Origin of the sequence: Celeribacter halophilus (assembly GCF_900114135.1) — a bacterium.
Lineage (GTDB): Bacteria > Pseudomonadota > Alphaproteobacteria > Rhodobacterales > Rhodobacteraceae > Celeribacter > Celeribacter halophilus.
Genome location: NZ_FORY01000017.1, coordinates 19,179 through 39,707 on the forward strand (window position 1 = coordinate 19,179; position 20,529 = coordinate 39,707).

Here is a 20,529-nt window from a genome sequence, read left to right on the forward strand (position 1 = left end):
GGGCTCTCTCGGAGGTTTCTGAGAACAACCTACTGTGTTTTGCACGAAACCTGAATCCCTGATGTCAGGCAGTTCTCACGAAATCTCCGCGCCCCAAGTACGGGACGCGGATGCCGTTCTGTGCGGATAGATTCCGTTCGATTACTCAGGCCGCGGGGGAATGTTCTTTGCTTTTGCAACGGCAGGTCGCGCGTAGAAGCGTTCGACATAGGCCGGCACGTTTTTCAGGTCGTTATAGCCGAGAACCTCTTTTGCGCCATAGAAATCCAGCGCGTTGAGCCATGGTGCGATGGCTATGTCTGCGATGGAATACGCATCCATAATCCAATCGCGCCCCTCAAGGCGTTGCTCCAAGACGTTCAGAAGGCGTTTGGCTTCGTTGATATAGCGGTCGCGTGCTGTGGGGTCTTCCATCTTTGCGCCAGCGAACTTGTAGAAAAAGCCGAGCTGACCGAACATTGGCCCGACGCCGCCCATCTGGAACATCAGCCACTGGAGGGTCTCGTAGCGGGTTTTCGAATCAGTTGAGAGGAACTTCCCGGTTTTTTCTGCGAGGTAGATCAGGATGGCACCGGATTCGAACAATTCGATCTGTGCGCCACCCGGCCCGTTCGGGTCGATAATTGCCGGTATTTTGTTGTTCGGGTTGAGCGCGAGAAATTCGGGGCTTTTGACATCCGAATCCGAGAGGGTCACCAGATGAGCCTCGTAGTCGAGCCCCATTTCTTCAAGCGCGATAGAGACCTTAACCCCGTTCGGTGTGGGAAAGGAGTAGAGTTGGATTTTCTCGGGAAATTGTGCGGGCCAGCGTTTGGTGATGGGGTGATTGACTGAATTTGACATGAAAGCTCCGGGGATAAAAACAGGTGATTTCCCCTAAAATAGCGCTTTGCTTCTGCGAAAAAACAGGTAGGCATGTGCAAGGTTGCGGAGCGCACTGTGCGCCAAATGGTTTCAAAGCGCTTGCAATCAGGGGGGCAGGCCCCAAGGGACAAAAGAGGGAAAGAAAATGCTCAAAGAGTTCAAAGATTTTATCGCCAAAGGCAATGTCATGGACATGGCTGTTGGTATCATCGTCGGTGCGGCCTTCACCGCCATCGTTAAATCCATGGTTGCGGATCTGATCAACCCGATCATCGGCGTCTTCACCGGTGGCTTGGATTTCACCAACCGTTACGTTGTGATTTCGGGTGAAGTGGCTCCGGGCACTTCGCTGGAAGCAGCACGCGAAGCAGGCGCGTCTCTGTTCGCTTACGGCTCGTTCATCATGGCCGTGATCAACTTCCTGATCATTGCTTTGGTGGTCTTCTTGTTGGTGCGCTATGTCAACAAGGTGAAAGAAGCTGCCGAATCCAAAGAGGAGGAAGCACCCGCCGTCGAGGAGCCCAAAGGGCCGACCGAGTTGGAAGTGCTTTTGGAAATCCGCGACTCGCTCAAGAAGTGAGAGCGTTGAGATTTTGAAAAAACGGCCCGTTGGAGTGATCCAGCGGGCTTTTTTGCTGGACCAAAGACGTTCCGGCTGGGCCATACATTTGTCATACGCGACGCAGACATGTTTCCGACGCGGCTTGCCGAAAAAGATCATTCGTGGGACATTGTTGCGAATATTCGGCTCTGAACGGGAGAGGTGTGCGCAATGATCAAGATGGATGACACAGACCGCCGCATCTTGCGGATTTTGCAGCGGCGAGGGCGGATTTCAAACGCTGATCTGGCGCAAGAGGCCAATGTCTCAAGCTCGGCCTGTCATCGTCGGGTGCAGCGACTGGAGACGGAGGGCATTATCCGTGATTATGTGGCGCTGCTCGATCCTCGTCACCTGGATCGTCGCGCGACCGTTTTTGTCGAGGTGACGCTCAACAGTCAGGCGGATGATATTTTGGCGGCTTTCGAGAAGGCCGTGAAAAATATGCCTGATGTGCTCGAATGTCATCTGATGGCGGGCAAAGCGGATTATATCCTTAAGGTCGTATCCGCCGACACCGATCATTTTGCCGAGGTGCATCGCCAGCTTGTTCGCTTGCCCGGCGTGCAGACCATGCAATCTTCCTTTGCCATGCGCACGGTGTTCAAAACCACGGCGCTTCCCGTTTGATCCTTTCATTGAGACCGCCAATGCAACGAGGTCACGACACCGCGATTTGGCGATTGGGCCTTCCCTATGGTAAGGCTTATCGCCGTCGCGTTTGGGAGGAGGCGACTTAGATGAGCAAAAGTCACGCAGATTACATCATTTCTACCGTCGAATCGGATCACGTCGGGACACGTCTGACGGCCAGTTGGCGTCGCTCTATGGTGAAACATGGGCTGGACCCGACCCGAACACCTGCGCCGAAGCGGTTTTCCGACATGGAAATACAGGAACGCCGCGCGCGGCTTGGAGGGTTCATGGACCTTGCAACGCCACAGCTTGACCATCTGTTCCAGATGGTCGGAAACACGGGCTGTTCCGTTTTGATGACGGATCGGGACGGGGTCATTCTCGATCAGCGCTCCAAGGATGCCGACAGTGATACGTTTCAGGACTGGGGCCTGTGGGCGGGCTTCGACTGGTCTGAGAAATCCGAGGGCACCAACGGGATCGGAACCTGCATCGCGGAGGCGCGCAGCCTCATCATTCACCGTGACGAACATTTCATGAGCCGGAACACGGTCATGTCCTGTATGGATGCGCCGATTTTCGGGCCGGACGGAGAGTTGATCGCAGCGCTTGATGTGTCCTCTTGTCGTGCGGACCAGACGGAGGCCTATACTCGGCTGATCTCTGGCGTTGTGGCGCAAACCGCCAAACAGATCGAGACGGAGGCATTCCGCGCCGCGTTCCCGAAGGCACGGATCATCACCGGTCCCGAAGAGCGGCCCGAAGGGGCGGTTCTTCTTGCGGTGGATCAGGATGATCTGATCGTGGGCGCGACCCGCGCTGCGCGGCGGGCCTTCGGCTTGGGGCTTGGTGGCAAGATTGACCCACGTCCGGCTTCGGACATTCTGGGACGGGATTCGACGAGTTCCGCGCTGGAACGCGCCGAGCGGGCGGCGCTCAAACGCGCGATTGCGCGGGCGGGCGGCAATATGTCGGCGGCGGCGCGTGAGCTGGGGATTGGTCGCGCGACCCTCTATCGCCGGATGAAACGTCTCGGAATTGGTGAAAACGGCGAAAACTGAGGCCACCTGTCTCAGGGGTGAGACATTGCTGCGCTGCGGCTAGGTGACTCGGGGGTGACCGGATTTCTGCGAGCGGTCAAGTTTCTCTCATAGGCTGGCGTGGAGGACGTCATGCCGACTATGAGGAGGAAATTCATGAACGTACAATCCGAGACAAGTGCGATTTACACATCGCCTTTCAAACCCCGTTACGACAACTTTATCGGCGGTAAATATACCCCGCCTGTGAATGGTCGCTATTTTGACAATGTGACCCCCATCACCGGCGAGAAAGTGTGCGAAGTCGCGCGTTCTGATGCCGCAGATGTTGATCTTGCGCTGGATGCGGCCCATGCGGCGAAAGAGGCATGGGGCAGTAAGAGTGCATCCGAGCGCTCCAACATCCTGTTGAAAATCGCAGACCGGATCGAGGAAAATCTCGAACTCATCGCGACCGCCGAGACATGGGACAATGGCAAGCCGATCCGTGAAACCATGGCGGCAGATATTCCGCTTGCTGTCGATCACTTCCGCTATTTCGCAGGGGTTCTGCGCGGACAGGAAGGCACCATGTCCGAGATCGACGCGGATACGGTTGCTTATCACTATCACGAGCCTCTGGGCGTTGTTGGGCAGATCATCCCGTGGAACTTTTCCATTCTGATGGCGGCATGGAAACTTGCGCCGGCTCTGGCGGCGGGTAACTGCATCGTGCTCAAGCCAGCGGAACAGACTCCTGCGGCGATTTTGGTAATGATGGAAGTGATTGCCGATCTGCTGCCTGACGGGGTGCTCAACATCGTAAACGGCTATGGCGCCGAGGTGGGCGCACCGCTTGCGCGTTCCCCGCGTATTGCAAAGATTGCTTTCACAGGGTCTACGGCAACCGGTCGTATGATCATGCAATATGCCACCGAAAACCTCATTCCGGTGACGCTTGAGCTGGGCGGAAAATCCCCGAACATCTTCTTCTCCGATGTGATGCGCGAAGATGATGCCTTCCTCGATAAGGCTGTCGAAGGTTTTGTGCTCTTCGCTTTCAATCAGGGTGAGGTCTGCACCTGTCCGAGCCGTGCGCTCATTCAGGAAGACATCTACGAAGAGTTCATGGAGCGCTGCATTGCCCGCGTGAAAGCCATCAAGCAAGGTGACCCACGGGACATCAACACGATGGTCGGTGCGCAGGCCAGTGCTGAGCAACAAGAGAAAATCCTCTCTTACCTGACTATTGGCCGCGAAGAGGGAGCCGAGGTTCTGACCGGCGGTGATGCGGCCAAGTTCGACGGTGATCTGGCCGGTGGCTATTACATCCAGCCGACGATCCTCAAAGGTCACAATAAAATGCGTGTGTTCCAGGAAGAAATCTTCGGGCCGGTTGTTTCTGTCACGACCTTCAAGGACGAAGAAGAGGCGCTCCATATCGCCAATGACACCATGTATGGTCTCGGTGCGGGCGTGTGGTCGCGGGATATGAACACCTGCTACCGCTTCGGGCGTCATATTCAGGCGGGTCGTGTTTGGGTCAATAACTACCATGCCTATCCGGCCCATGCGGCCTTTGGCGGGTATAAGCAATCGGGTATCGGGCGCGAGAACCACAAGATGATGCTCGACCACTATCAGCAGACCAAGAACATGTTGGTCAGCTACAATCCGAACAAGTTGGGTTTCTTCTAGGTTCCGCCCAACTTCATAAAGCCCTTTACGGGCTTGTCTTGGGGCATATACGCATTCCTCTCCCTCCCCCCTGAGTTGCGTATATGCCCCGTTTTTTTGAAAGCAGGATAGAATGCCTCTTGATCGTGTTACGATGACTGATGCCGCCCGTGCCCTCCTTGCCGAGATTGTTGCCGAGTATGGCCCCGTGATGTTTGTGCAATCGGGGGGCTGTTGTGATGGCTCTTCGCCCATGTGTTTTAAAGAGGGTGACTATATGATCGGGGCTCGGGATATAAAGCTTGGTGAGGTCGAGGGGGCGCCCGTGTGGATTTCCGAGAGCTTGTTCGAGATATGGAAACATAGCCAGATGATTCTGGATGCCGGGCCGGGCAATGGCGCGGGATTCTCTTTGGACACCGGGCGCGGCGCCTGTTTTTTGTCCAGAGCACGGGTGTTTACGGATGAGGAATGGGCGGAATTTGAGCCGACCGAGGCCTGAACAGTATTGCACAACGCGCCTTTCCGTGCGTTAACCTTTGTCTCATGAACCTGAATGCTCGATCTGAATGCTGGATCGGACGTATTTAGGGATTTCATTCTGGCGTGAGCCTTCGCATGTTCGGCAGATTGTCGGGCATGTCGATTTCTATGCTGTGGACTCTTGTCGAAAAATCCGGTAGACAATCATATCTTGCGCCTGAATTTAGGCGCCCTAACGGAATTCCCTTTATGCTGACCCCCCTATCCGACGCGCTTGCCGAGCGTGGCTATGACACTCTGACCGACGTTCAAACGGCCGTCACCGCACCCGAGCTTGCTCAGGCCGATTTGCTGGTTTCCGCCCAGACGGGGTCCGGCAAGACCGTGGGCTTTGGTCTTGCCATTGCGCCAACGCTTTTGGGGGAAGCCGAACGCTTTGACCACGCAGGTAGCCCTTTGGCGCTTGTTGTAGCGCCGACACGCGAGCTTGCGATGCAGGTCAGCCGCGAATTGATGTGGCTTTATGCCAAAACCGGCGCGCGGGTAGCGACCTGTATCGGCGGTATGGACGCCCGCACCGAGCGTCGGGCTTTGGAACGTGGTGCGCATATTGTTGTGGGCACGCCCGGACGCCTGCGCGATCATATCACGCGCGGCGCGCTGGATTTGTCGAGCATTCGCGCCATTGTTCTTGATGAAGCCGACGAGATGCTTGATCTCGGCTTTCGCGAAGATCTTGAGTTCATGTTGGGCGAAGCGCCCGAAGATCGTCGCACGCTCCTGTTCTCGGCAACCGTGTCCAAATCCATCAGCCATATCGCCAAGACCTATCAACGCGATGCTGTGCGTGTCGCAACGGTTTCGGAAAAGAGTCAGCACGCAGATATCTCTTATGAGGTCATCCAGTGTGCGCCGCGTGATTCCGAACATGCGATCATCAACCTGCTGCGGTTTCACGACAGCCAGACCTCGATCGTGTTTGCAAACACCCGCGCCGCAGTGGCGCGTCTGACGGCACGGTTTGCCAATCGCGGGTTCTCTGTGGTGAGCCTGTCGGGCGAGCTGTCTCAGGACGAGCGTTCCCATGCGCTTCAGGCGTTGCGTGACGGTCGGGCCCGTGTCTGTGTGGCCACTGATGTGGCGGCGCGCGGGATTGACCTGCCCAATCTGGAACTGGTGATCCATGCCGATTTGCCGACCAATACCGAGGGGCTTTTGCACCGTTCGGGTCGGACAGGTCGTGCCGGACGAAAAGGCACCTCGGTTCTGATCGCGCCGGATAACGTGGCAAAGAAAGCTGCGCGCCTGTTGAAATGGGCGAAAATTGACGCCGAGTGGAAACATGCGCCGACGGCGGAAGACATCCTTGCGCTTGACGAAAGCCGGATCATGGAAGATGCGGCTTGGGCAGAGGAGTTGAGTGACTCTGATACGGCTTTTGCTGCGAAATTGCTGGAGCGTTACAGCCCCGAACAGGTTGCTGTCGCTTGCTTGCGTCTCTATCGCGCAGGTCTGTCCGCACCCGAAGAGTTGAATGTCCATACGGCAAAACGTCCGCAAGACCCGCGTGCAGAATTTGGCCCTTCGGCATGGATTTCCCTGTCGGTGGGGCGCACCCAGCGGGCAGAGCCGCGTTGGCTGCTGCCGCTTTTGTGTCGTGCAGGCAATCTGGAAAAGACCCAGATCGGCAAGATTCGCATGGAAGACAACGAGACCTATGTGGAGCTGAAAGAGTCCGCTTTGGCTGGCTTCCTCGACCATATTGGGCCGAAAGCGCAACTCGAAGGCGAGATCACGGTCAAGCCACTCGCGGGGGCGCCGGAATTTTCGCAACATCGCAATCCTGCGGGGCGACCGGGAAAAGGCGGGCCGAAGAAACGGTTCGACAAGCCGCGTGGCAACACGTCTTCCAAGGAGTTTCTGGACGGTCAGGACCGCCCGAAGAAACCCTATGAGAAAAAACCGCACAAAGAACGCGACGAGGCCACCCATTCCGCAGCCAAACCACGCAAGCCGCGTGAGGGTGCCGCTGGAAAGCCGAAGGCAAAGTTTGAAAAGCCGAAATTCGACCGTTCCAAACCGGGCGGCAAAAAGCCCCATCGCAAAGGTGCCAAAACGCCTGTGCGTGGCGGAGACGCCAAGCCTTCGCGCAAAGGCTGAGTAGGTCCCTTGGCTGTTACGCGTTTCGCGAAAATCTGTGTCTCAGGTTTCCCGTGAAACACGTCGGTACAAAGACGTAGATGACAAAAACAAACCCCCGGAGCTTTCGCTTCCGGGGGTTGTATTTTTATATGTCTCACATCACGCAAAGTCATGTGGGACGGTTCGAAACGTCGAACTTAAAGCATCCCTTCGCGCTGAGCTTTTTTACGAGCCAGCTTGCGGGCACGGCGGATGGCCTCGGCCTTCTCGCGCGCTTTCTTCACGGATGGTTTTTCGAAATGTTGCTTGAGCTTCATTTCACGAAAAACGCCTTCACGTTGAAGTTTTTTCTTCAGAGCACGGAGTGCCTGATCGACGTTGTTATCACGAACGCTAACCTGCATGTGGTGTCACCACCTTCCTAAGTTAGATTTGCATGAATTGCAGGAATTGGCCGTATAGCAAAGTCACTCTAGCTTGTCTACTATGCGCAAGACTCTGAAGGAGGACAAAGACATGCCAACCACCGCTTATCCCGATCCAACCCGCGAAAAACTGCTGGATGCGGCGCTGATCCATGTGGTTTTCGACGGATGGGGGCCAGAGACCTTCAAAGCGGCAGTGGCTGATTCGGGTGTGTCCGAAGCCTTGGCCAAAGTGGCCGCTCCGCGAGGGTCCGTTGATTTGGCAGCCGCATTTCATAAACGTGGCGACCGCGAGATGGTCAAGTCACTTGAGGCGGCGGACCTGTCCGGTATGCGTTTTCGCGACCGCATTGCCCACGCGGTCTGGTTGCGTCTTCAGGCGGTTGATCGCGAAGCGGTGCGGCGCGGTATGTCGCTCTTCTCCTTGCCGATCTATGCACCCGAGGGCACGCGACTGGTCTGGGAAACCGCAGATGCCATCTGGAATGCGCTGGGGGATCATTCGGACGATGTGAACTGGTATACGAAACGCGCGACGCTGGCGGGTGTTTTTGCTTCCACTGTGCTTTTCTGGCTTGGGGATGACAGCGAAGGCTTCGTGGATACCAAGGACTTCCTTGATCGCCGGATCGACGATGTGATGCAGATCGAGAAAGCCAAGGCAACCGTGCGGGAGAACAAGGCCCTGTCCACGCTCTTCGCGCTGCCGAGCGCTGCATTGTCTTTGGTGAAAGCGCCCGCTGGGGCAAGACGGGCGGATGTGCCCGGAACGGAGACAACAGAAGGGGAGACTGCCCAATGAGCTTGCCAGAAACCATGCGTGCTGTTGAAATTTCCAAGGCGGGCGGCCCCGATGTGCTCACGCCTTGCACCCGTCCAGTCCCGCATCCTGGCGCCGACGAGATCGTGATCAAACTGGCCTATGCCGGCGTGAACCGGCCTGATGCGCTGCAACGGGCCGGCCTCTACAATCCTCCGCCGGGGGCGTCCGACCTGCCCGGTCTTGAAGGCGCAGGAGAGGTCGTGGCTGTGGGGGTTGCTGTGAGCGACTGGAGTGTCGGAGATCAGGTCTGTGCGTTGCTGCCTGGTGGTGGCTATGCGGAATATGTCGCCTGTCCTGCGGCTCACGCTTTGCCCGTACCGAAAGGCATGTCCATGCAAGAGGCTGCCTGTCTGCCGGAGACATTCTTCACGGTCTGGTCAAACGTCTTTATGCGTGGCGGTTTGCAGGCGGGGGAGCGTTTTCTCGTGCATGGCGGCTCCTCGGGCATAGGCACAACGGCAATCCAGCTGGCGCGTGCCTTTGGCGCACGGGTGTTCGCGACGGCGGGATCTGATGAGAAATGTAAAGCCTGCACCGGACTTGGAGCAGAGCGGGCGTTCAACTATCGCGAGGAAGATTTCGTCGAGGTGGCAAAAGCCGAAGGCGGGATGAACCTTATTCTGGATATGGTGGGCGGAAGTTATATCCCGCGAAATATCAAAGCACTCGCTATGGAAGGACGCCTTGTAAACATCGCGTTTTTGCAAGGCTCGAAAGCCGAAGTGAATTTCGCGCAGATCATGCTGCGGCGCCTGACGCTCACCGGATCGACGTTGCGTCCGCAATCGGATGAAGTCAAAGCAGGGATCGCTCGGGCACTCTTGACGAAGGTCTGGCCCCTCATCGAAGCGGGGCAGGTCGGGCCAGTGATGGATAGCACCTATGCTCTGGAGGATGCGGCGCAGGCGCATGCGCATATGGAAAGCGGTGCGCATATCGGAAAGATCGTGCTGGAAATGTGAGTATTTGGACCATCAGAAAGCAGGAGGGCAGTTTTCTGATGGTTTAAATACTCAATCAATGGCTTCGAAAAGCGCATCGTCTAGCGAACAGTCGCGGATCACATCTGTCCCGCATGTGCGCGGCTCCAGATCGCGTGTGAGGCAGATGCGGACCTCTTGGATGCGGCGGCTTTCGCAGGTCACGGTGATCTCATTGGCCTCCAGCGCGGGGTTGTCCTTGAGAAAGGCATCCTCGACAACGGAGGCGGGCAGTTTTACGTCTCGATCAAGTTTGCGGAAAACCGCAGGTCGGGTGATGCTTTCATAGGCCTGACGAGAGAGGGCGAAGAAATCGTCCGGTGACAGTCCGGAACAGCGCCCGTGCTTTTTCCACTGATACCAAGCGGCTCCGGATGTGCCCATGATGTCGGCCATGCGAGCGGTTTCGCGTTTCGACGGGTCATGCGCAGTGGTGTTGCAATAGGAGGGCCAGCCGCTTTCGTATTGGGGCCAGAGCCCATGGAGCACCCAGCCGAAATCCTGATCGCATTGCGGGGAATTGCGGGCGTTGCCTTCAAGGGTGCACCATGTGGGGGACCACGAGAGGGCCAGCACATAATAGTCGAAATCTCCTGCCTTTTCGCCATCGGCAAAGCCGGGGGTGCTCCAGATCAGGTTCAGCCCGATCAGCGTGGTCACGATCCATTGACGCATTTTCTCTTTCCTCCGATTGCGATCCGCACTATACAGCGCCCAAGTTCCCCGACAACGAGAACCGTCCCCAGCCGGGGAAAGCCCTTTCAGGCGACGGAGAAGGTGTATCCGGGGAGAGCCGCATTTTTAAGGAGTGTGACCCATGGCAAAACCGATTATGGCAAAGGCCACCGCTGTTTGGCTGGTCGACAATACCACGCTGAGCTTCAAACAGATCGCCGATTTCTGTGGTCTTCATGAACTCGAAGTTCAGGGCATCGCCGACGGAGATGTCGCGGGCGGTGTGCGTGGCTTCGATCCGGTTGCCAACAACCAACTGACGGCTGAGGAAATCAAGGCTGGCGAAGACAACCCGCTGCACAAGCTCAAGCTGAAGTTCAACGCCGCTGCACAGGGCGAAGAAAAGCGTCGCGGCCCGCGTTATACGCCTTTGTCCAAGCGCCAGGATCGCCCGAATTCGATTCTCTGGTTGGTGAAGTTTCACCCTGAACTGTCCGACGGTCAGATCGCGAAACTGGTGGGCACCACCAAGCCGACGATCCAGTCGATCCGTGAGCGCACGCACTGGAATATCGCCAATATGCAACCGATTGATCCGGTGGCGCTGGGCCTGTGTAAGCAGACCGAGTTGGATGCAGCCGTGCAGAAAGCCGCGAAAAACCGCGAAGCGAATATGACGGATGACGAGCGTCGCAAGCTTCTGTCGACCGAAGATTCCCTGTCTGCCGAGGCGGAACCGAGAATCCCGACCGCGATTTCCGGACTGGAAGGGTTCTCTTTGTCGCGTGACGAAGAGGAAAAAGAAGACAAGGTGCCCGATGCGGACAGCTTCTTCAACTTGCCGGACAATGGCGATGAAGACGACGACGAGTAATCTCGGTCACAGTCAAAACAGAAGGCCCGGAGCGCAAGTTCCGGGCTTTTTCTATGAGAGGCTCTTGCGGGCGGTGAGGGCGGCGGTGATTGTGCCGTCGTCAAGATAATCCAACTCGCCCCCCACAGGCACGCCCTGCGCCAAAGAGGTAACCGAGCATCGTCCGGCGAGTTCATCGGCAATATAATGCGCGGTGGTTTGGCCATCGACGGTCGCGCCTAGCGCGAGGATGACTTCGCTGATGTTTTCCTCTGCCACGCGTTGCACCAGAAGGGGAATGCGAAGGTCTTCCGGGCCGATTGCATCCAGCGCGGAAAGCGTCCCGCCCAGCACATGATACCGCCCTTTGAACACGCCGGAGCGCTCCATCGCCCAGAGGTCGGAGACGTCTTCAACCACACAAATCTCGCCATTTGCACGGCGGTCGTCGGTGCAAATATCACACAGGTCGGCAGTGCCGATATTGCCGCAATGGACACATTCGCGGGCGCTGTCGGCGACTTGCTGCATGGCTTGGGCAAGAGGCTGCATCAGGCGGCCGCGTTTCTGGATGAGGTGCAAGACAGCACGGCGTGCCGACCGCGGGCCAAGCCCCGGCAAACGCGCCATCAGATCAATCAGATCTTCTATGTCCTGCCGACCACTCACGGGCTGGTCAGAACGGCATTTTGAAATCAGCCGGAAGGCCGAGGCCCTCGGTCAGGGATTTCATTTCTTCTTCGGACTTTTCGGCCGCTTTGGCTTGTGCGTCCTTGATCGCGGCGAGGATCAGATCCTCGACCACTTCCTTTTCATCCGGATGGAAAATCGACGGATCGATGTCGAGCGCGGTCAGCTTACCCTTGGCCGTGGCTGTCGCTTTGACAAGGCCCGCACCGCTTTCCCCGACCACTTCCACCGAGTCGAGTTTCTCTTGCAGCTCTGCCATATCCTTTTGCATTTGCTGCGCTTTTTTCATCATCCCGGCCATATCGCCGAGACCGCCAAGGCCTTTAAACATGTTCATGCTCCTGCATCTGTCTTGTGGGCGTTCACTCTTCGAACGGGTCCCATTCATCCTCAACCTCCTGAAGCGCTTCGATGGCGGCTTCGGAGGCAATCTGTTCCGGTGTGCGTATATCAGTGATTTTCGCGTCGGGGAAAAGCTCGAACACTTTCGCAATTGCCGGATGCTGCTTGGCCTCTTCTTCGAGAGCGAGGCGCTCGGCATCTGCGACTTCGCGGATGGTTTCCGTGCCTTCCGGCGCTTTGGCGATGGTCACGCCCCAACGCTGGCCGGTAAAGGCAAAGAGGCGGCTTTGCAGGCGCTGTGCTAGGTCGGAAGGCGCATCTCCTGCCGGTTCGAATTCGATAAACCCCGGACGGTAATTTGCGATCCGCATATGGGTTTCCATGTCGATTTTGAGCTTCATGTCGCGGTGTTCGCCCACGAGATCGACAAGTGATTGAAAGCTGGTGTAGCGCGCCAAGGCAAGGTCGGGCGCTTGTGCTGTGGCGGTGGCGGCGCCGGAGGACATGGTCGGACCATGCACTGGACTGCGTGGAGCACTCGTGCTGCCTTGCGCATTCACAGAGCCTCCGCCAGCAGGGGCTCCACCGCCGGCAGGACCGGAAGGCGGACGCGGTGGCGGGTTTTGTTCGTTGAGCTTGCGCACGAGGTCTTCGGGCATCGGCAGATCGGCCACGTGGGTCAGGCGGATGATTGCCATTTCGGAGGCCATCATGGCGTTGGGCGCGGCGGCGACCTCTTCTATGGCTTTCAGGAGCATCTGCCACATGCGCGACAGCACCCGCATCGGTAGTTTCTCCGCCATGGCCAAGCCGCGGGCGCGTTCATCGGGACCAATCGTCGGATCATCGGCGGCATTGGGCGTGATCTTGATGACCGAGACCCAGTGGGTGATCTCTGCCAGATCGCGCAGCACAGCGAGCGGATCCGCTCCGTCAGCATATTGTCCGCCCAGTTCTTCAAGCGCACTGGCGGCATCGCCCATCATAATCATGTCGAACAGGTCGAGAACGCGGCCTCTGTCGGCAAGGCCCAACATGGCGCGGACCTGATCGACCGTGGTCTCGCCTGCGCCGTGGGAAATTGCTTGATCCAGCAGCGAAAGCGCGTCTCGCACGGAGCCTTCGGCGGCCCTTGTAATGAGCGCAAAGGCGTCTTGCGCCACTTTCGAGCCTTCTTTCTCGGCAATCGAGGCAAGGTGGTTCATCATCACTTCCGGCTCAATCCGTCGCAGATCAAAACGCTGGCAGCGGGAGAGAACGGTGACCGGAACCTTGCGGATTTCTGTGGTCGCAAAAATGAATTTGACGTGGGCGGGCGGTTCCTCAAGCGTCTTCAGGAGCGCGTTGAACGCACTCGTGGAGAGCATGTGCACCTCGTCGATGATATAGATTTTATAACGCGCGGAGGCGGCGCGATAATGCACAGAATCGATAATCTCGCGGATGTCGTTCACACCTGTGCGCGATGCAGCGTCCATCTCCATCACATCGACATGGCGGCCTTCGGAGATCGCCACGCAATGTTCGCATTGACCACAGGGTTCAGTTGTCGGTCCGCTGTTTCCGTCCGGCCCGATACAGTTCATGCCCTTGGCGATGATCCGCGCGGTGGTGGTTTTGCCGGTGCCGCGAATACCGGTCATGATAAAGGCCTGCGCAATGCGGTCCGCGGCAAAGGCATTTTTGAGCGTGCGCACCATGGCGTCTTGACCGATCAGGTCGGCAAAGGTCTCCGGACGGTATTTGCGCGCCAGCACCTTGTAGCCGGAATTTGTGTCGGTCATGCGCGAGCCTCCTTGAAGCGTTTTGCTAAGAATCTGACGTGCAGAGTTCCGGAAAACGCCGTGCGACGTATTGATGTGGACAGGCTCTCGCAGGCAGCTCTTGTTTCAAGTCTGCCGCGAAAGGCTATCGTTGCGGCTAAGGTAAGGGCGGGGGCGTGTCCCCGCAACCTGAATTGACCGAATTTGCATCTGTGCAGTTGTCGTGTTGCGCGACGGGCTATTCTCCGCGACGGGCCTTTTTTGCCTTCATGGTGGACTTGACCATTTTGGAGAACTTCCGGCCCCGCTCGCGTGCATCCGCGATGGTTTCGGAATTGTGGGTGTCCTCGTCCACGAGTTTGCGCCACCGTTCCAGGCGTTCGGGGTCGAGTGTGCCGGCATTGACCGCGCGTTGGACGGCGCAGCCGGGTTCGGTGCGGTGCTGGCAGTCGGAGAATTTGCACTGGGCGGCGAGGTCGGTTATGTCCTCGAACAGCGTCGCGATGCCCTCTGAGGCGTCATGCAGCGCGAGTTCCCGCATCCCCGGTGTGTCGATCAGCCATCCGCCCGCATGCATCCGGTGCATGGAGCGTGCTGTGGTGGTGTGGCGCCCTTTCGCATCATCATCGCGAATGTCGCCAACTGCGATGTCCTCGCCCGTCAACCCGCGGGCAATGGTAGATTTCCCCACACCGGACGAGCCAACCAGCGCAATCGTCTGACCTGTGCCGCAATAGCCTTCGAGACGGGCAATGTCGTCCGGAGACTTGGCGTTGATCAGCAACACATCGGCCCCGTCGTAGAGCGCCTTTGCACGTTCTGCATAGGCCTCTGCTGTGAGCCCTTCGGGTTTGTCGGCTTTGGTGATGGCAATCACGGGGGTGGTCTCCGCCTCGATCGCAATGGCGAGGTAGCGTTCAAGGCGTGCGTCGTTGAAATCCTGATTGCATGAGGTGGTGATGATGAGCGTGTCGATATTGGCTGCAATCAACTGGGCCTGTGCTGCGAGACCGGCGGCCTTGCGCGAGATCACGGTTTTGCGGTCGAGCACACGGATGAGGCGTTCGCCATCGGTGAGGGCAAAATCTCCAACCGCCATGTCGGTGGCCACATGATCACCGGTTAATGCGATCTCTTTCCGATCAAGATCGGCCGTCAGCGCCACAACAGAGCGGCGCCGCACTCCGGAGAGGCGCACAGGTGTCAGGGTATCGATTTCGTTGCTATCGAGTTGGTCGGTAAAGAATTGGGACCAGCCCAGATCGGAAAGGGTCGGATGCATTGTGCCACGCTGTCAGAGGGTTTTACCTATATTGCCGCGTATCCGGCCAAGAACAAGTGGGCACGGCACGTTGTTTCGCACTTGTTGCATCTTTGGGGGAAAGGGTGAGAGGCTGGACAACGACCCAAGCGGGGCTCGTTACGGCTGCTTCCTTCCGGACCTGACCGGGTTGGCGAGGCGCTCGCCCGCGCCAACCTCTCAAGGGGTTACATAGTGATGACAGCGCGGATTCGCAAGAGCTTGTGAACTCTTGCGCATATCCGCTCAGCTTTGCGGTCTTTCCGCCCATCCGGCAAAGATTTTCTCAAGCCCTACGACGATGTAGTAAAGCAGGATGCCGAGGAAGGCCAAAGCGATCAATACGGCGAACATCAGCGGGTAGTCTGCGTTGATCTTGCCGCTGTCGAACAGATGCCCCAGCCCCTTGCCGTGTGGCTCGACGATCTCCATTAGGTTTGTGCCGATAAACGCCAGTGTAACCGCGACTTTGAGTGCGCCGAAAAATTCCGGCAGCGTCTTTGGCAGGGCGATTTTCCAGAAAATTGTCCATTTTGAGGCCCCCAGTGCGCGCAAAATGTCACGATACTCCGGTTCCAGTGTCGACAACCCGATGGAAACCGCGACCGAGATCGGGAAAAAGGAAATCATGAAGGCAATCAGCACGGTGTTGAGATCATGGTGCCCGATCAGGATCAGCGCGAGCACGGGGACAACCGTGGCTTTCGGAATGGCATTGAAGCCGACCAGAAGCGGGTAGAGCGCATCGCGCATGGTGCGTGAAAAGCCCATGATCATGCCGATCAGCGTGCCGAAAACGACCGCAACCAACAGGCCAACGACCGTGCGCCACAGTGTTTGCCAGCCGTAGATCAGAAACAGATTCCAGTATTTCGCATAGGCGGGGATCAGATCAGAGGGCGAGGCCATTTTGTAATTCGGCCATTGGTTCACCCAGACGATGAACTCCCAGAACGCGATGAACAGCACGATGGCGAGGGCCGGGGTGGCGATTTGCTTCCAATGTTTCATCACGCAGCCTCCTCACTTTTGGCGCGGCCTTGGGCGATCTCGATCTGGTGGCGCAGGCGGTGCAGGATGTCGGTGGCCTCGGTGGTGTAGATCACTTCGAGGTCGGTGCGCCCGCCGAGTTTCACGTTTTCGACATGCTGTGTGGTTGCGGGGCGGCCCGAGAGCACAACAACCTCATCGGCAAGATAGACACTTTCACGCAGGTCATGGGTAATGAGCACGCCGGTGAAAGGTTCTTCCTCACGTAGCCGGTGCATGGTTTGCCAGAGGTCTTCGCGGGTGAAGGCATCAAGAGCGCCGAAAGGCTCGTCCATGATCAGCACGTCGGGCTTGTGAACGATCGAACGACAGAGCGAGGCGCGTTGGCGCATACCTCCGGACAATTCCGAGGGGCGCTTGTCTTCGAACCCTTCGAGGCCGACCAATGTCAACAATTCCCGCCCGCGCTCTTCTTTCTGCGCTTTGGTCATCTTGTTCGGCACGATTTCGAGTGGCAACAGAACATTTTGCAAAATCGTGCGCCATTCGAGCAAAACAGGATTTTGGAACGCCATGCCCACGGTTGCGCGTGGTGAGGTGACTTTTTCCCCGTGCAGCCAGACTTCGCCCTGATCGGGTTTCATCAGTCCGGCGATGAGCCGCGTCAGCGTCGATTTTCCGCAGCCGGACGGGCCGACCACGGCGCAAAAATCGCCTTCAGGCACAGAGATATTGAGATCGTCGAGAACGGGCAGGGGGCCGTTTTCGGTTTGATAGGCGTGGATGACGCCTTTGATGTCTATGAGATTGGTCATGTATCACCTTTTGCCCGCACAAAAACGGGCGCGAGCCGAAAGACCCGCGCCCGCCAAATACTCACTCCGAGATTACTTCAGCATGCGCGCGTCAGCGGCAGGCAAGTATTCTTCTGTGAAATACAGGCTTGCATCCGGCTCTGCCTTGAATTCATAGACCAGTTTGAGCTGTTCGAGGGAGGCCGCGAGGCGGTCTTCGTCGATGCCGCCCAGACCGTTTTCTGCCACATAGTCGGTGAGAACATTGCCTTCGATGGCCAGTTCAAGACGACGGGTCTCCAGGGCCAGATCGGACGCCGGATTGTATTTCGCCAGCGTTTCCGCAGCGGCGGCAGGATCTGCAACCGCATCTTTCCAACCGGCCGCAACGGCGGTCAGAAAACCGGTTACAGCTTCGGGGTTTTCGGCGGCAAAGTCGGTGTTGACGATGATGGCGTTGCCGTAAAGGTCCACACCGTAATCCGACATCATGATGGTGGAAATGTCATCTTCCGGCACGCCAAGGCGCACAAGGTTCAGGAACGAGGAAAAGTTATAGCCAGTCACAGCATCCACTTTGCCCTCGGCAAGCATCGGCTCGCGGGTCGGGAAGCCGACCGGCTCCACGGTGATCTTGTCCATGTCGAGATCGTTCTCGGCGGCAAAGATCGGGAATTGCGCCCACGCGCCATCGGGCGGCGGTGCGCCCAGCACTTTGCCTTCAAGGTCTTTGGGCGCTTCGACACCCAAGGACTTGCGGCCGACAATAGCGAAAGCCGGTGCATCATAGATCATCATGATCGCGGTGACGGGTGCGCCGGGGTTTTGGTCGAGGAATTTCACAAGGCTGTTGATGTCTGCAAAGCCGACAGGGAAAGCGCCGGTGGCGACTTTCGGGATGGCGTCAAGCGAACCTTGGCCCGCGGAGACTTCCACATCGAGGTCGTGATCGGCGAAATAGCCTTTTTCAACGGCTGTGAAATAGGGCGCTGCGGGGCCCTCGAATTTCCAGTCGAGGGCGAAAGGCATCGCGGTCTCGGCATAGGCGGCGGTCGCGCTGAGCGCGAGGGCGGCCATAGTGGTGATGGATTTGTTGAACATGAAACTCCCCTGTATCGTTCTTGAAAAGCATGACCTGTGAGAGGTCCTACGGCGAGTTTCGAGTTTACAATCGTGTATACAATTCCGGCAGTCGCACAGAAAACAGGCAGGTGATTGCGTTTTTGCCCATTTGGTAAACAAAAAAAGCGACCACCGGAGGGTGGCCGCTTTGGCAAGTCAGTGTTGGCTCAAAGCGAAATGCGAAATTGTGCGAATCCGTCAGAACCTTCGCCTGCATCCTCTATGGTCAGCTCTTCGAGATCGGCCAGATGCGCACGAGCTGCGGTTCCGGTCTCGAACAGAACCGTGGTGCCGCCGAGAGGGGCCAGCGACCAGTTGTTATCTGCTGTCGGGTTCACCGTGCCTTGTTCGATGATATAGCGCACGATGATGTCGCGGTTGGTGTCCGGCCCTTCAAAAATGACGGTCGAGCCATCTGCGCCGGGGAAAGACCCGCCGCCACCCGCGCGGTAGTTGTTGGTCGCAACGATGAATTCCATGTCATCCGTGACGGGCGCATCGTTGAAGGTGAGATTGGTGATGCGGGAGGCGTTCGGATTCAAAAGCTCGCCGTCTGAATCGAAACGCGAAGGTTGGGAGATGTCGATCTGATAGCTCACCCCGTCGATCACGTCGAAATTGTAGGACGCGAATGTCGGATTGAGCAGGAGCGCATCTTTCGCGCCTTTCTCCACGTGGTTGAACATGCCGGCGGAGCGTTCCAGCCAGCCTTTGAGCTGCGCACCGTTGATGCGGACGGCGCGGATCGTGTTCGGGTAGAGATAGAGATCGGCCACGTTCTTGATCGCCACATCACCGGGCGCAACGTCCGTGTAATACTCAGGTCCGCCACGGCCACCTGCTTTGAACGGAGCAGCGGCAGAGAGGATCGGCAGTCCCTCATGTTCGGTGCCTTTCATCATCTCGGAGATATACCAAAGCTGGGCGTTGGATACGATCTGGACCGAGGGATCGTCGGCCACCAGCGCGAAATAGGAGTGCAGCGGTGCCGTTGTCTTGCCGACCGCACGGCGGACATATCGCAGCGTTTGATCGTGAATGTCCTGCACCGAGTTCAGCACAGGTTCGACGCTTTTGACCAGAGGCGTGATCGAACGGTCTTCGTTGCGTTGGTAGATCGGGCGGGTTTCGACGGAACTGGTGACGACACGCCATTCGCCGCTTTCATATTCGAGCATCAGGTCCATGACCCCCAAATGCGAGCCCCAATAACCGCCCATGACCGCCGGCTTGCCGTGGATGAGACCTTTCTCGCTATCAACCGCTGCAAAGCCGTCAAAGGTCGGTGACGGAAAGACGAGGTGCGAGTGGCCGGTCAAAAGCGCGTCGATCCCCTCGACTTCGGCCAGCGGAACCGAGGCGTTCTCCATCCCTTCCGTGTGGTCGGCGGAGGCGATACCCGAGTGATTCAGCGCGATGATGATATCCGCGCCTTTCTCTTTCATCTCGGGCACATAGGCGCGGGCGGTTTCCACGATGTCGCGGGCGTCAACCGTGCCTTCGAGGTTCTTGCGGTCCCACATCATGATCTGTGGCGGAACAAAGCCGATCAGGCCGACCTTGATCTGATGGGTCTCACCCGCGCCATCGGTGATCTCGCGATCAAGGATGATATAAGGCGGAACCAGCGTTGTGTCCTCGCGCGGCGTCGCGCCCATTTCCTTGACGACATTGGCGGAAATCACCGGATAATTTGCACCCGCCAGCGTCTTCATCAAAAAGTCGATGCCGTAGTTGAATTCGTGATTGCCAAGGGTCGAAGCGTCAAATCCCAGCGTATTCATGGCGGTAATGACCGGATGCATGTCGCCTTCCTTCATGCCGCGCTCATAGGCGATGTAGTCGCCCATCGGGTTGCCTTGCAAAAAGTCGCCATTGTCCAACAGCATTGTGTTGGTGGCTTCGGCGCGCACGTCATTGATATGCGCTGCGGTGCGAGCGAGGCCAACCGTGTCCACCGGTTTGTCGGCGTAGTAATCATAAGGGAATACATGGACGTGCAGGTCCGTGGTTTCCATGATCCGCAAATGGGCTTGGTTGGCATTGGCGCGCGCAGAGAAGGGATGAAGTGCGATCAAGGCAGATCCTGCAATTGTGCCGGATAGAAAGTCTCGGCGATGAATATGGGTGTTCGGGTGGTCCATCGGGCTTCTCCTTGCTTGGAAACATCGATTTCGGAAACAGTGTGATACGGCCATAGGATCATCACAAGAAAAAGATGTGACAGGGCCGAAATTATCAAGCAAAAACAGTCATCACATTCTGTTCGGGCTGTCTTTTGAGGCGCTATGTGTCCGTGATCTAGGGCGTTTCCTTGTCGCAAAAGTGCAACAGGGCAGTGGTGTCCGGG

The 20,529-nt window shown here is 57.4% G+C and carries 20 protein-coding genes and 1 other RNA gene; 9 read left to right on the forward strand and 12 right to left on the reverse strand.

What is annotated here, in order from left to right:
- Window positions 1–141: 141 nt before the first annotated feature.
- Window positions 142–843: a glutathione S-transferase N-terminal domain-containing protein gene (locus BM152_RS15005; RefSeq protein ID WP_066602387.1), complete on the reverse strand. Its 702-nt coding sequence runs from the start codon at window positions 841–843 to the stop codon at window positions 142–144.
- A 166-nt stretch (window positions 844–1,009) separates the two neighbouring features.
- On the opposite strand from BM152_RS15005, the gene mscL reads away from it, so the two are divergent.
- The 6 genes from mscL to BM152_RS15035 all read left to right on the forward strand — a co-directional run bounded on the left by mscL (window position 1,010) and on the right by BM152_RS15035 (window position 7,440).
- Complete coding sequence (gene mscL / locus BM152_RS15010; RefSeq protein WP_066602384.1) at window positions 1,010–1,444, forward strand: large conductance mechanosensitive channel protein MscL; 435 nt, start codon at window positions 1,010–1,012, stop codon at window positions 1,442–1,444.
- 195 nt (window positions 1,445–1,639) lie between these two features.
- Window positions 1,640–2,095, forward strand: coding sequence for an Lrp/AsnC family transcriptional regulator (locus BM152_RS15015; protein ID WP_066602458.1), 456 nt, complete (start codon window positions 1,640–1,642; stop codon window positions 2,093–2,095).
- Window positions 2,096–2,205: 110 nt separating this feature from the next.
- Window positions 2,206–3,162 (forward strand): GAF domain-containing protein, encoded by a 957-nt coding sequence (locus BM152_RS15020; RefSeq protein WP_170845881.1) that lies wholly within the window; start codon window positions 2,206–2,208, stop codon window positions 3,160–3,162.
- Window positions 3,163–3,297: 135 nt separating this feature from the next.
- Entirely contained in the window at window positions 3,298–4,818 is a 1,521-nt protein-coding gene (gene adh, locus BM152_RS15025; RefSeq protein WP_066602382.1) for an aldehyde dehydrogenase, read from the forward strand.
- Between the two features lie 112 nt (window positions 4,819–4,930).
- Entirely contained in the window at window positions 4,931–5,299 is a 369-nt protein-coding gene (locus BM152_RS15030) for a DUF779 domain-containing protein (RefSeq protein ID WP_066602379.1), read from the forward strand.
- A gap of 230 nt (window positions 5,300–5,529) precedes the next feature.
- Window positions 5,530–7,440: a DEAD/DEAH box helicase gene (locus BM152_RS15035; protein WP_066602376.1), complete on the forward strand. Its 1,911-nt coding sequence runs from the start codon at window positions 5,530–5,532 to the stop codon at window positions 7,438–7,440.
- A 179-nt stretch (window positions 7,441–7,619) separates the two neighbouring features.
- On the opposite strand, the gene rpsU is transcribed toward BM152_RS15035, so the two are convergent.
- Entirely contained in the window at window positions 7,620–7,826 is a 207-nt protein-coding gene (rpsU, locus tag BM152_RS15040; protein WP_066602373.1) for a 30S ribosomal protein S21, read from the reverse strand.
- 112 nt (window positions 7,827–7,938) lie between these two features.
- Here rpsU and BM152_RS15045 point away from each other — a divergent pair, with 112 nt between their 5' ends.
- Both BM152_RS15045 and BM152_RS15050 read left to right on the forward strand, forming a co-directional pair.
- Window positions 7,939–8,649 carry a COQ9 family protein gene (locus BM152_RS15045; protein WP_066602371.1) on the forward strand — a complete coding sequence of 237 codons (711 nt, stop codon included), beginning with the start codon at window positions 7,939–7,941 and terminating at the stop codon, window positions 8,647–8,649.
- A 2-nt stretch (window positions 8,650–8,651) separates the two neighbouring features.
- Entirely contained in the window at window positions 8,652–9,632 is a 981-nt protein-coding gene (locus BM152_RS15050; protein ID WP_066602451.1) for an NAD(P)H-quinone oxidoreductase, read from the forward strand.
- 51 nt (window positions 9,633–9,683) lie between these two features.
- Here BM152_RS15050 and BM152_RS15055 read toward each other — a convergent pair whose 3' ends face one another.
- Window positions 9,684–10,325, reverse strand: coding sequence for a ribonuclease T2 family protein (locus BM152_RS15055; protein WP_066602369.1), 642 nt, complete (start codon window positions 10,323–10,325; stop codon window positions 9,684–9,686).
- A 142-nt stretch (window positions 10,326–10,467) separates the two neighbouring features.
- Between BM152_RS15055 and BM152_RS15060 the strand changes: the two genes are divergently transcribed.
- On the forward strand, window positions 10,468–11,199 hold the full coding sequence (locus BM152_RS15060; RefSeq protein WP_066602366.1) for a DUF1013 domain-containing protein: 732 nt from the start codon (window positions 10,468–10,470) through the stop codon (window positions 11,197–11,199).
- Window positions 11,200–11,250: 51 nt separating this feature from the next.
- On the opposite strand, the gene recR is transcribed toward BM152_RS15060, so the two are convergent.
- The 9 genes from recR to BM152_RS15105 form a co-directional block, all read right to left on the reverse strand.
- Window positions 11,251–11,847: a recombination mediator RecR gene (gene recR, locus BM152_RS15065; RefSeq protein WP_066602358.1), complete on the reverse strand. Its 597-nt coding sequence runs from the start codon at window positions 11,845–11,847 to the stop codon at window positions 11,251–11,253.
- Between the two features lie 7 nt (window positions 11,848–11,854).
- Entirely contained in the window at window positions 11,855–12,199 is a 345-nt protein-coding gene (locus BM152_RS15070; RefSeq protein WP_066602450.1) for a YbaB/EbfC family nucleoid-associated protein, read from the reverse strand.
- 31 nt (window positions 12,200–12,230) lie between these two features.
- Window positions 12,231–13,994: a DNA polymerase III subunit gamma/tau gene (locus tag BM152_RS15075; RefSeq protein ID WP_066602357.1), complete on the reverse strand. Its 1,764-nt coding sequence runs from the start codon at window positions 13,992–13,994 to the stop codon at window positions 12,231–12,233.
- A 217-nt stretch (window positions 13,995–14,211) separates the two neighbouring features.
- Complete coding sequence (rsgA, locus tag BM152_RS15080; protein ID WP_066602354.1) at window positions 14,212–15,255, reverse strand: ribosome small subunit-dependent GTPase A; 1,044 nt, start codon at window positions 15,253–15,255, stop codon at window positions 14,212–14,214.
- A 103-nt stretch (window positions 15,256–15,358) separates the two neighbouring features.
- Window positions 15,359–15,455, reverse strand: an RNA gene (gene ffs / locus BM152_RS15085) — signal recognition particle sRNA small type.
- Window positions 15,456–15,519: 64 nt separating this feature from the next.
- Window positions 15,520–16,284 carry an ABC transporter permease gene (locus tag BM152_RS15090; RefSeq protein ID WP_066602347.1) on the reverse strand — a complete coding sequence of 255 codons (765 nt, stop codon included), beginning with the start codon at window positions 16,282–16,284 and terminating at the stop codon, window positions 15,520–15,522.
- A complete protein-coding gene (locus BM152_RS15095; RefSeq protein WP_066602344.1) occupies window positions 16,284–17,078 on the reverse strand; it encodes an ABC transporter ATP-binding protein in 795 nt (264 codons plus the stop codon). Before BM152_RS15095 ends, BM152_RS15090 begins: the two co-directional genes overlap by 1 nt.
- 72 nt (window positions 17,079–17,150) lie before the next feature.
- Entirely contained in the window at window positions 17,151–18,158 is a 1,008-nt protein-coding gene (locus tag BM152_RS15100; protein WP_066602341.1) for an ABC transporter substrate-binding protein, read from the reverse strand.
- Window positions 18,159–18,346: 188 nt separating this feature from the next.
- Window positions 18,347–20,323 carry a bifunctional 2',3'-cyclic-nucleotide 2'-phosphodiesterase/3'-nucleotidase gene (locus BM152_RS15105; RefSeq protein ID WP_066602334.1) on the reverse strand — a complete coding sequence of 659 codons (1,977 nt, stop codon included), beginning with the start codon at window positions 20,321–20,323 and terminating at the stop codon, window positions 18,347–18,349.
- Between the last annotated feature and the right edge of the window lie 206 nt (window positions 20,324–20,529).

What these genes read in the sequence shown, in the direction of transcription:
- BM152_RS15075 (WP_066602357.1), bottom strand. Translation starts at nt 13,994, where the DNA reads ATGACCGACACAAATTCCGGCTACAAGGTGCTGGCGCGCAAATACCGT.
- BM152_RS15055 (WP_066602369.1), bottom strand. Translation starts at nt 10,325, where the DNA reads ATGCGTCAATGGATCGTGACCACGCTGATCGGGCTGAACCTGATCTGG.
- BM152_RS15020 (WP_170845881.1), top strand. Translation starts at nt 2,206, where the DNA reads ATGAGCAAAAGTCACGCAGATTACATCATTTCTACCGTCGAATCGGAT.
- BM152_RS15100 (WP_066602341.1), bottom strand. Translation starts at nt 18,158, where the DNA reads ATGTTCAACAAATCCATCACCACTATGGCCGCCCTCGCGCTCAGCGCG.
- BM152_RS15030 (WP_066602379.1), top strand. Translation starts at nt 4,931, where the DNA reads ATGCCTCTTGATCGTGTTACGATGACTGATGCCGCCCGTGCCCTCCTT.
- BM152_RS15090 (WP_066602347.1), bottom strand. Translation starts at nt 16,284, where the DNA reads ATGAAACATTGGAAGCAAATCGCCACCCCGGCCCTCGCCATCGTGCTG.
- BM152_RS15105 (WP_066602334.1), bottom strand. Translation starts at nt 20,323, where the DNA reads ATGGACCACCCGAACACCCATATTCATCGCCGAGACTTTCTATCCGGC.
- BM152_RS15005 (WP_066602387.1), bottom strand. Translation starts at nt 843, where the DNA reads ATGTCAAATTCAGTCAATCACCCCATCACCAAACGCTGGCCCGCACAA.
- BM152_RS15070 (WP_066602450.1), bottom strand. Translation starts at nt 12,199, where the DNA reads ATGTTTAAAGGCCTTGGCGGTCTCGGCGATATGGCCGGGATGATGAAA.
- BM152_RS15060 (WP_066602366.1), top strand. Translation starts at nt 10,468, where the DNA reads ATGGCAAAACCGATTATGGCAAAGGCCACCGCTGTTTGGCTGGTCGAC.
- BM152_RS15095 (WP_066602344.1), bottom strand. Translation starts at nt 17,078, where the DNA reads ATGACCAATCTCATAGACATCAAAGGCGTCATCCACGCCTATCAAACC.
- rpsU (WP_066602373.1), bottom strand. Translation starts at nt 7,826, where the DNA reads ATGCAGGTTAGCGTTCGTGATAACAACGTCGATCAGGCACTCCGTGCT.
- BM152_RS15045 (WP_066602371.1), top strand. Translation starts at nt 7,939, where the DNA reads ATGCCAACCACCGCTTATCCCGATCCAACCCGCGAAAAACTGCTGGAT.
- BM152_RS15035 (WP_066602376.1), top strand. Translation starts at nt 5,530, where the DNA reads ATGCTGACCCCCCTATCCGACGCGCTTGCCGAGCGTGGCTATGACACT.
- rsgA (WP_066602354.1), bottom strand. Translation starts at nt 15,255, where the DNA reads ATGCATCCGACCCTTTCCGATCTGGGCTGGTCCCAATTCTTTACCGAC.
- mscL (WP_066602384.1), top strand. Translation starts at nt 1,010, where the DNA reads ATGCTCAAAGAGTTCAAAGATTTTATCGCCAAAGGCAATGTCATGGAC.
- adh (WP_066602382.1), top strand. Translation starts at nt 3,298, where the DNA reads ATGAACGTACAATCCGAGACAAGTGCGATTTACACATCGCCTTTCAAA.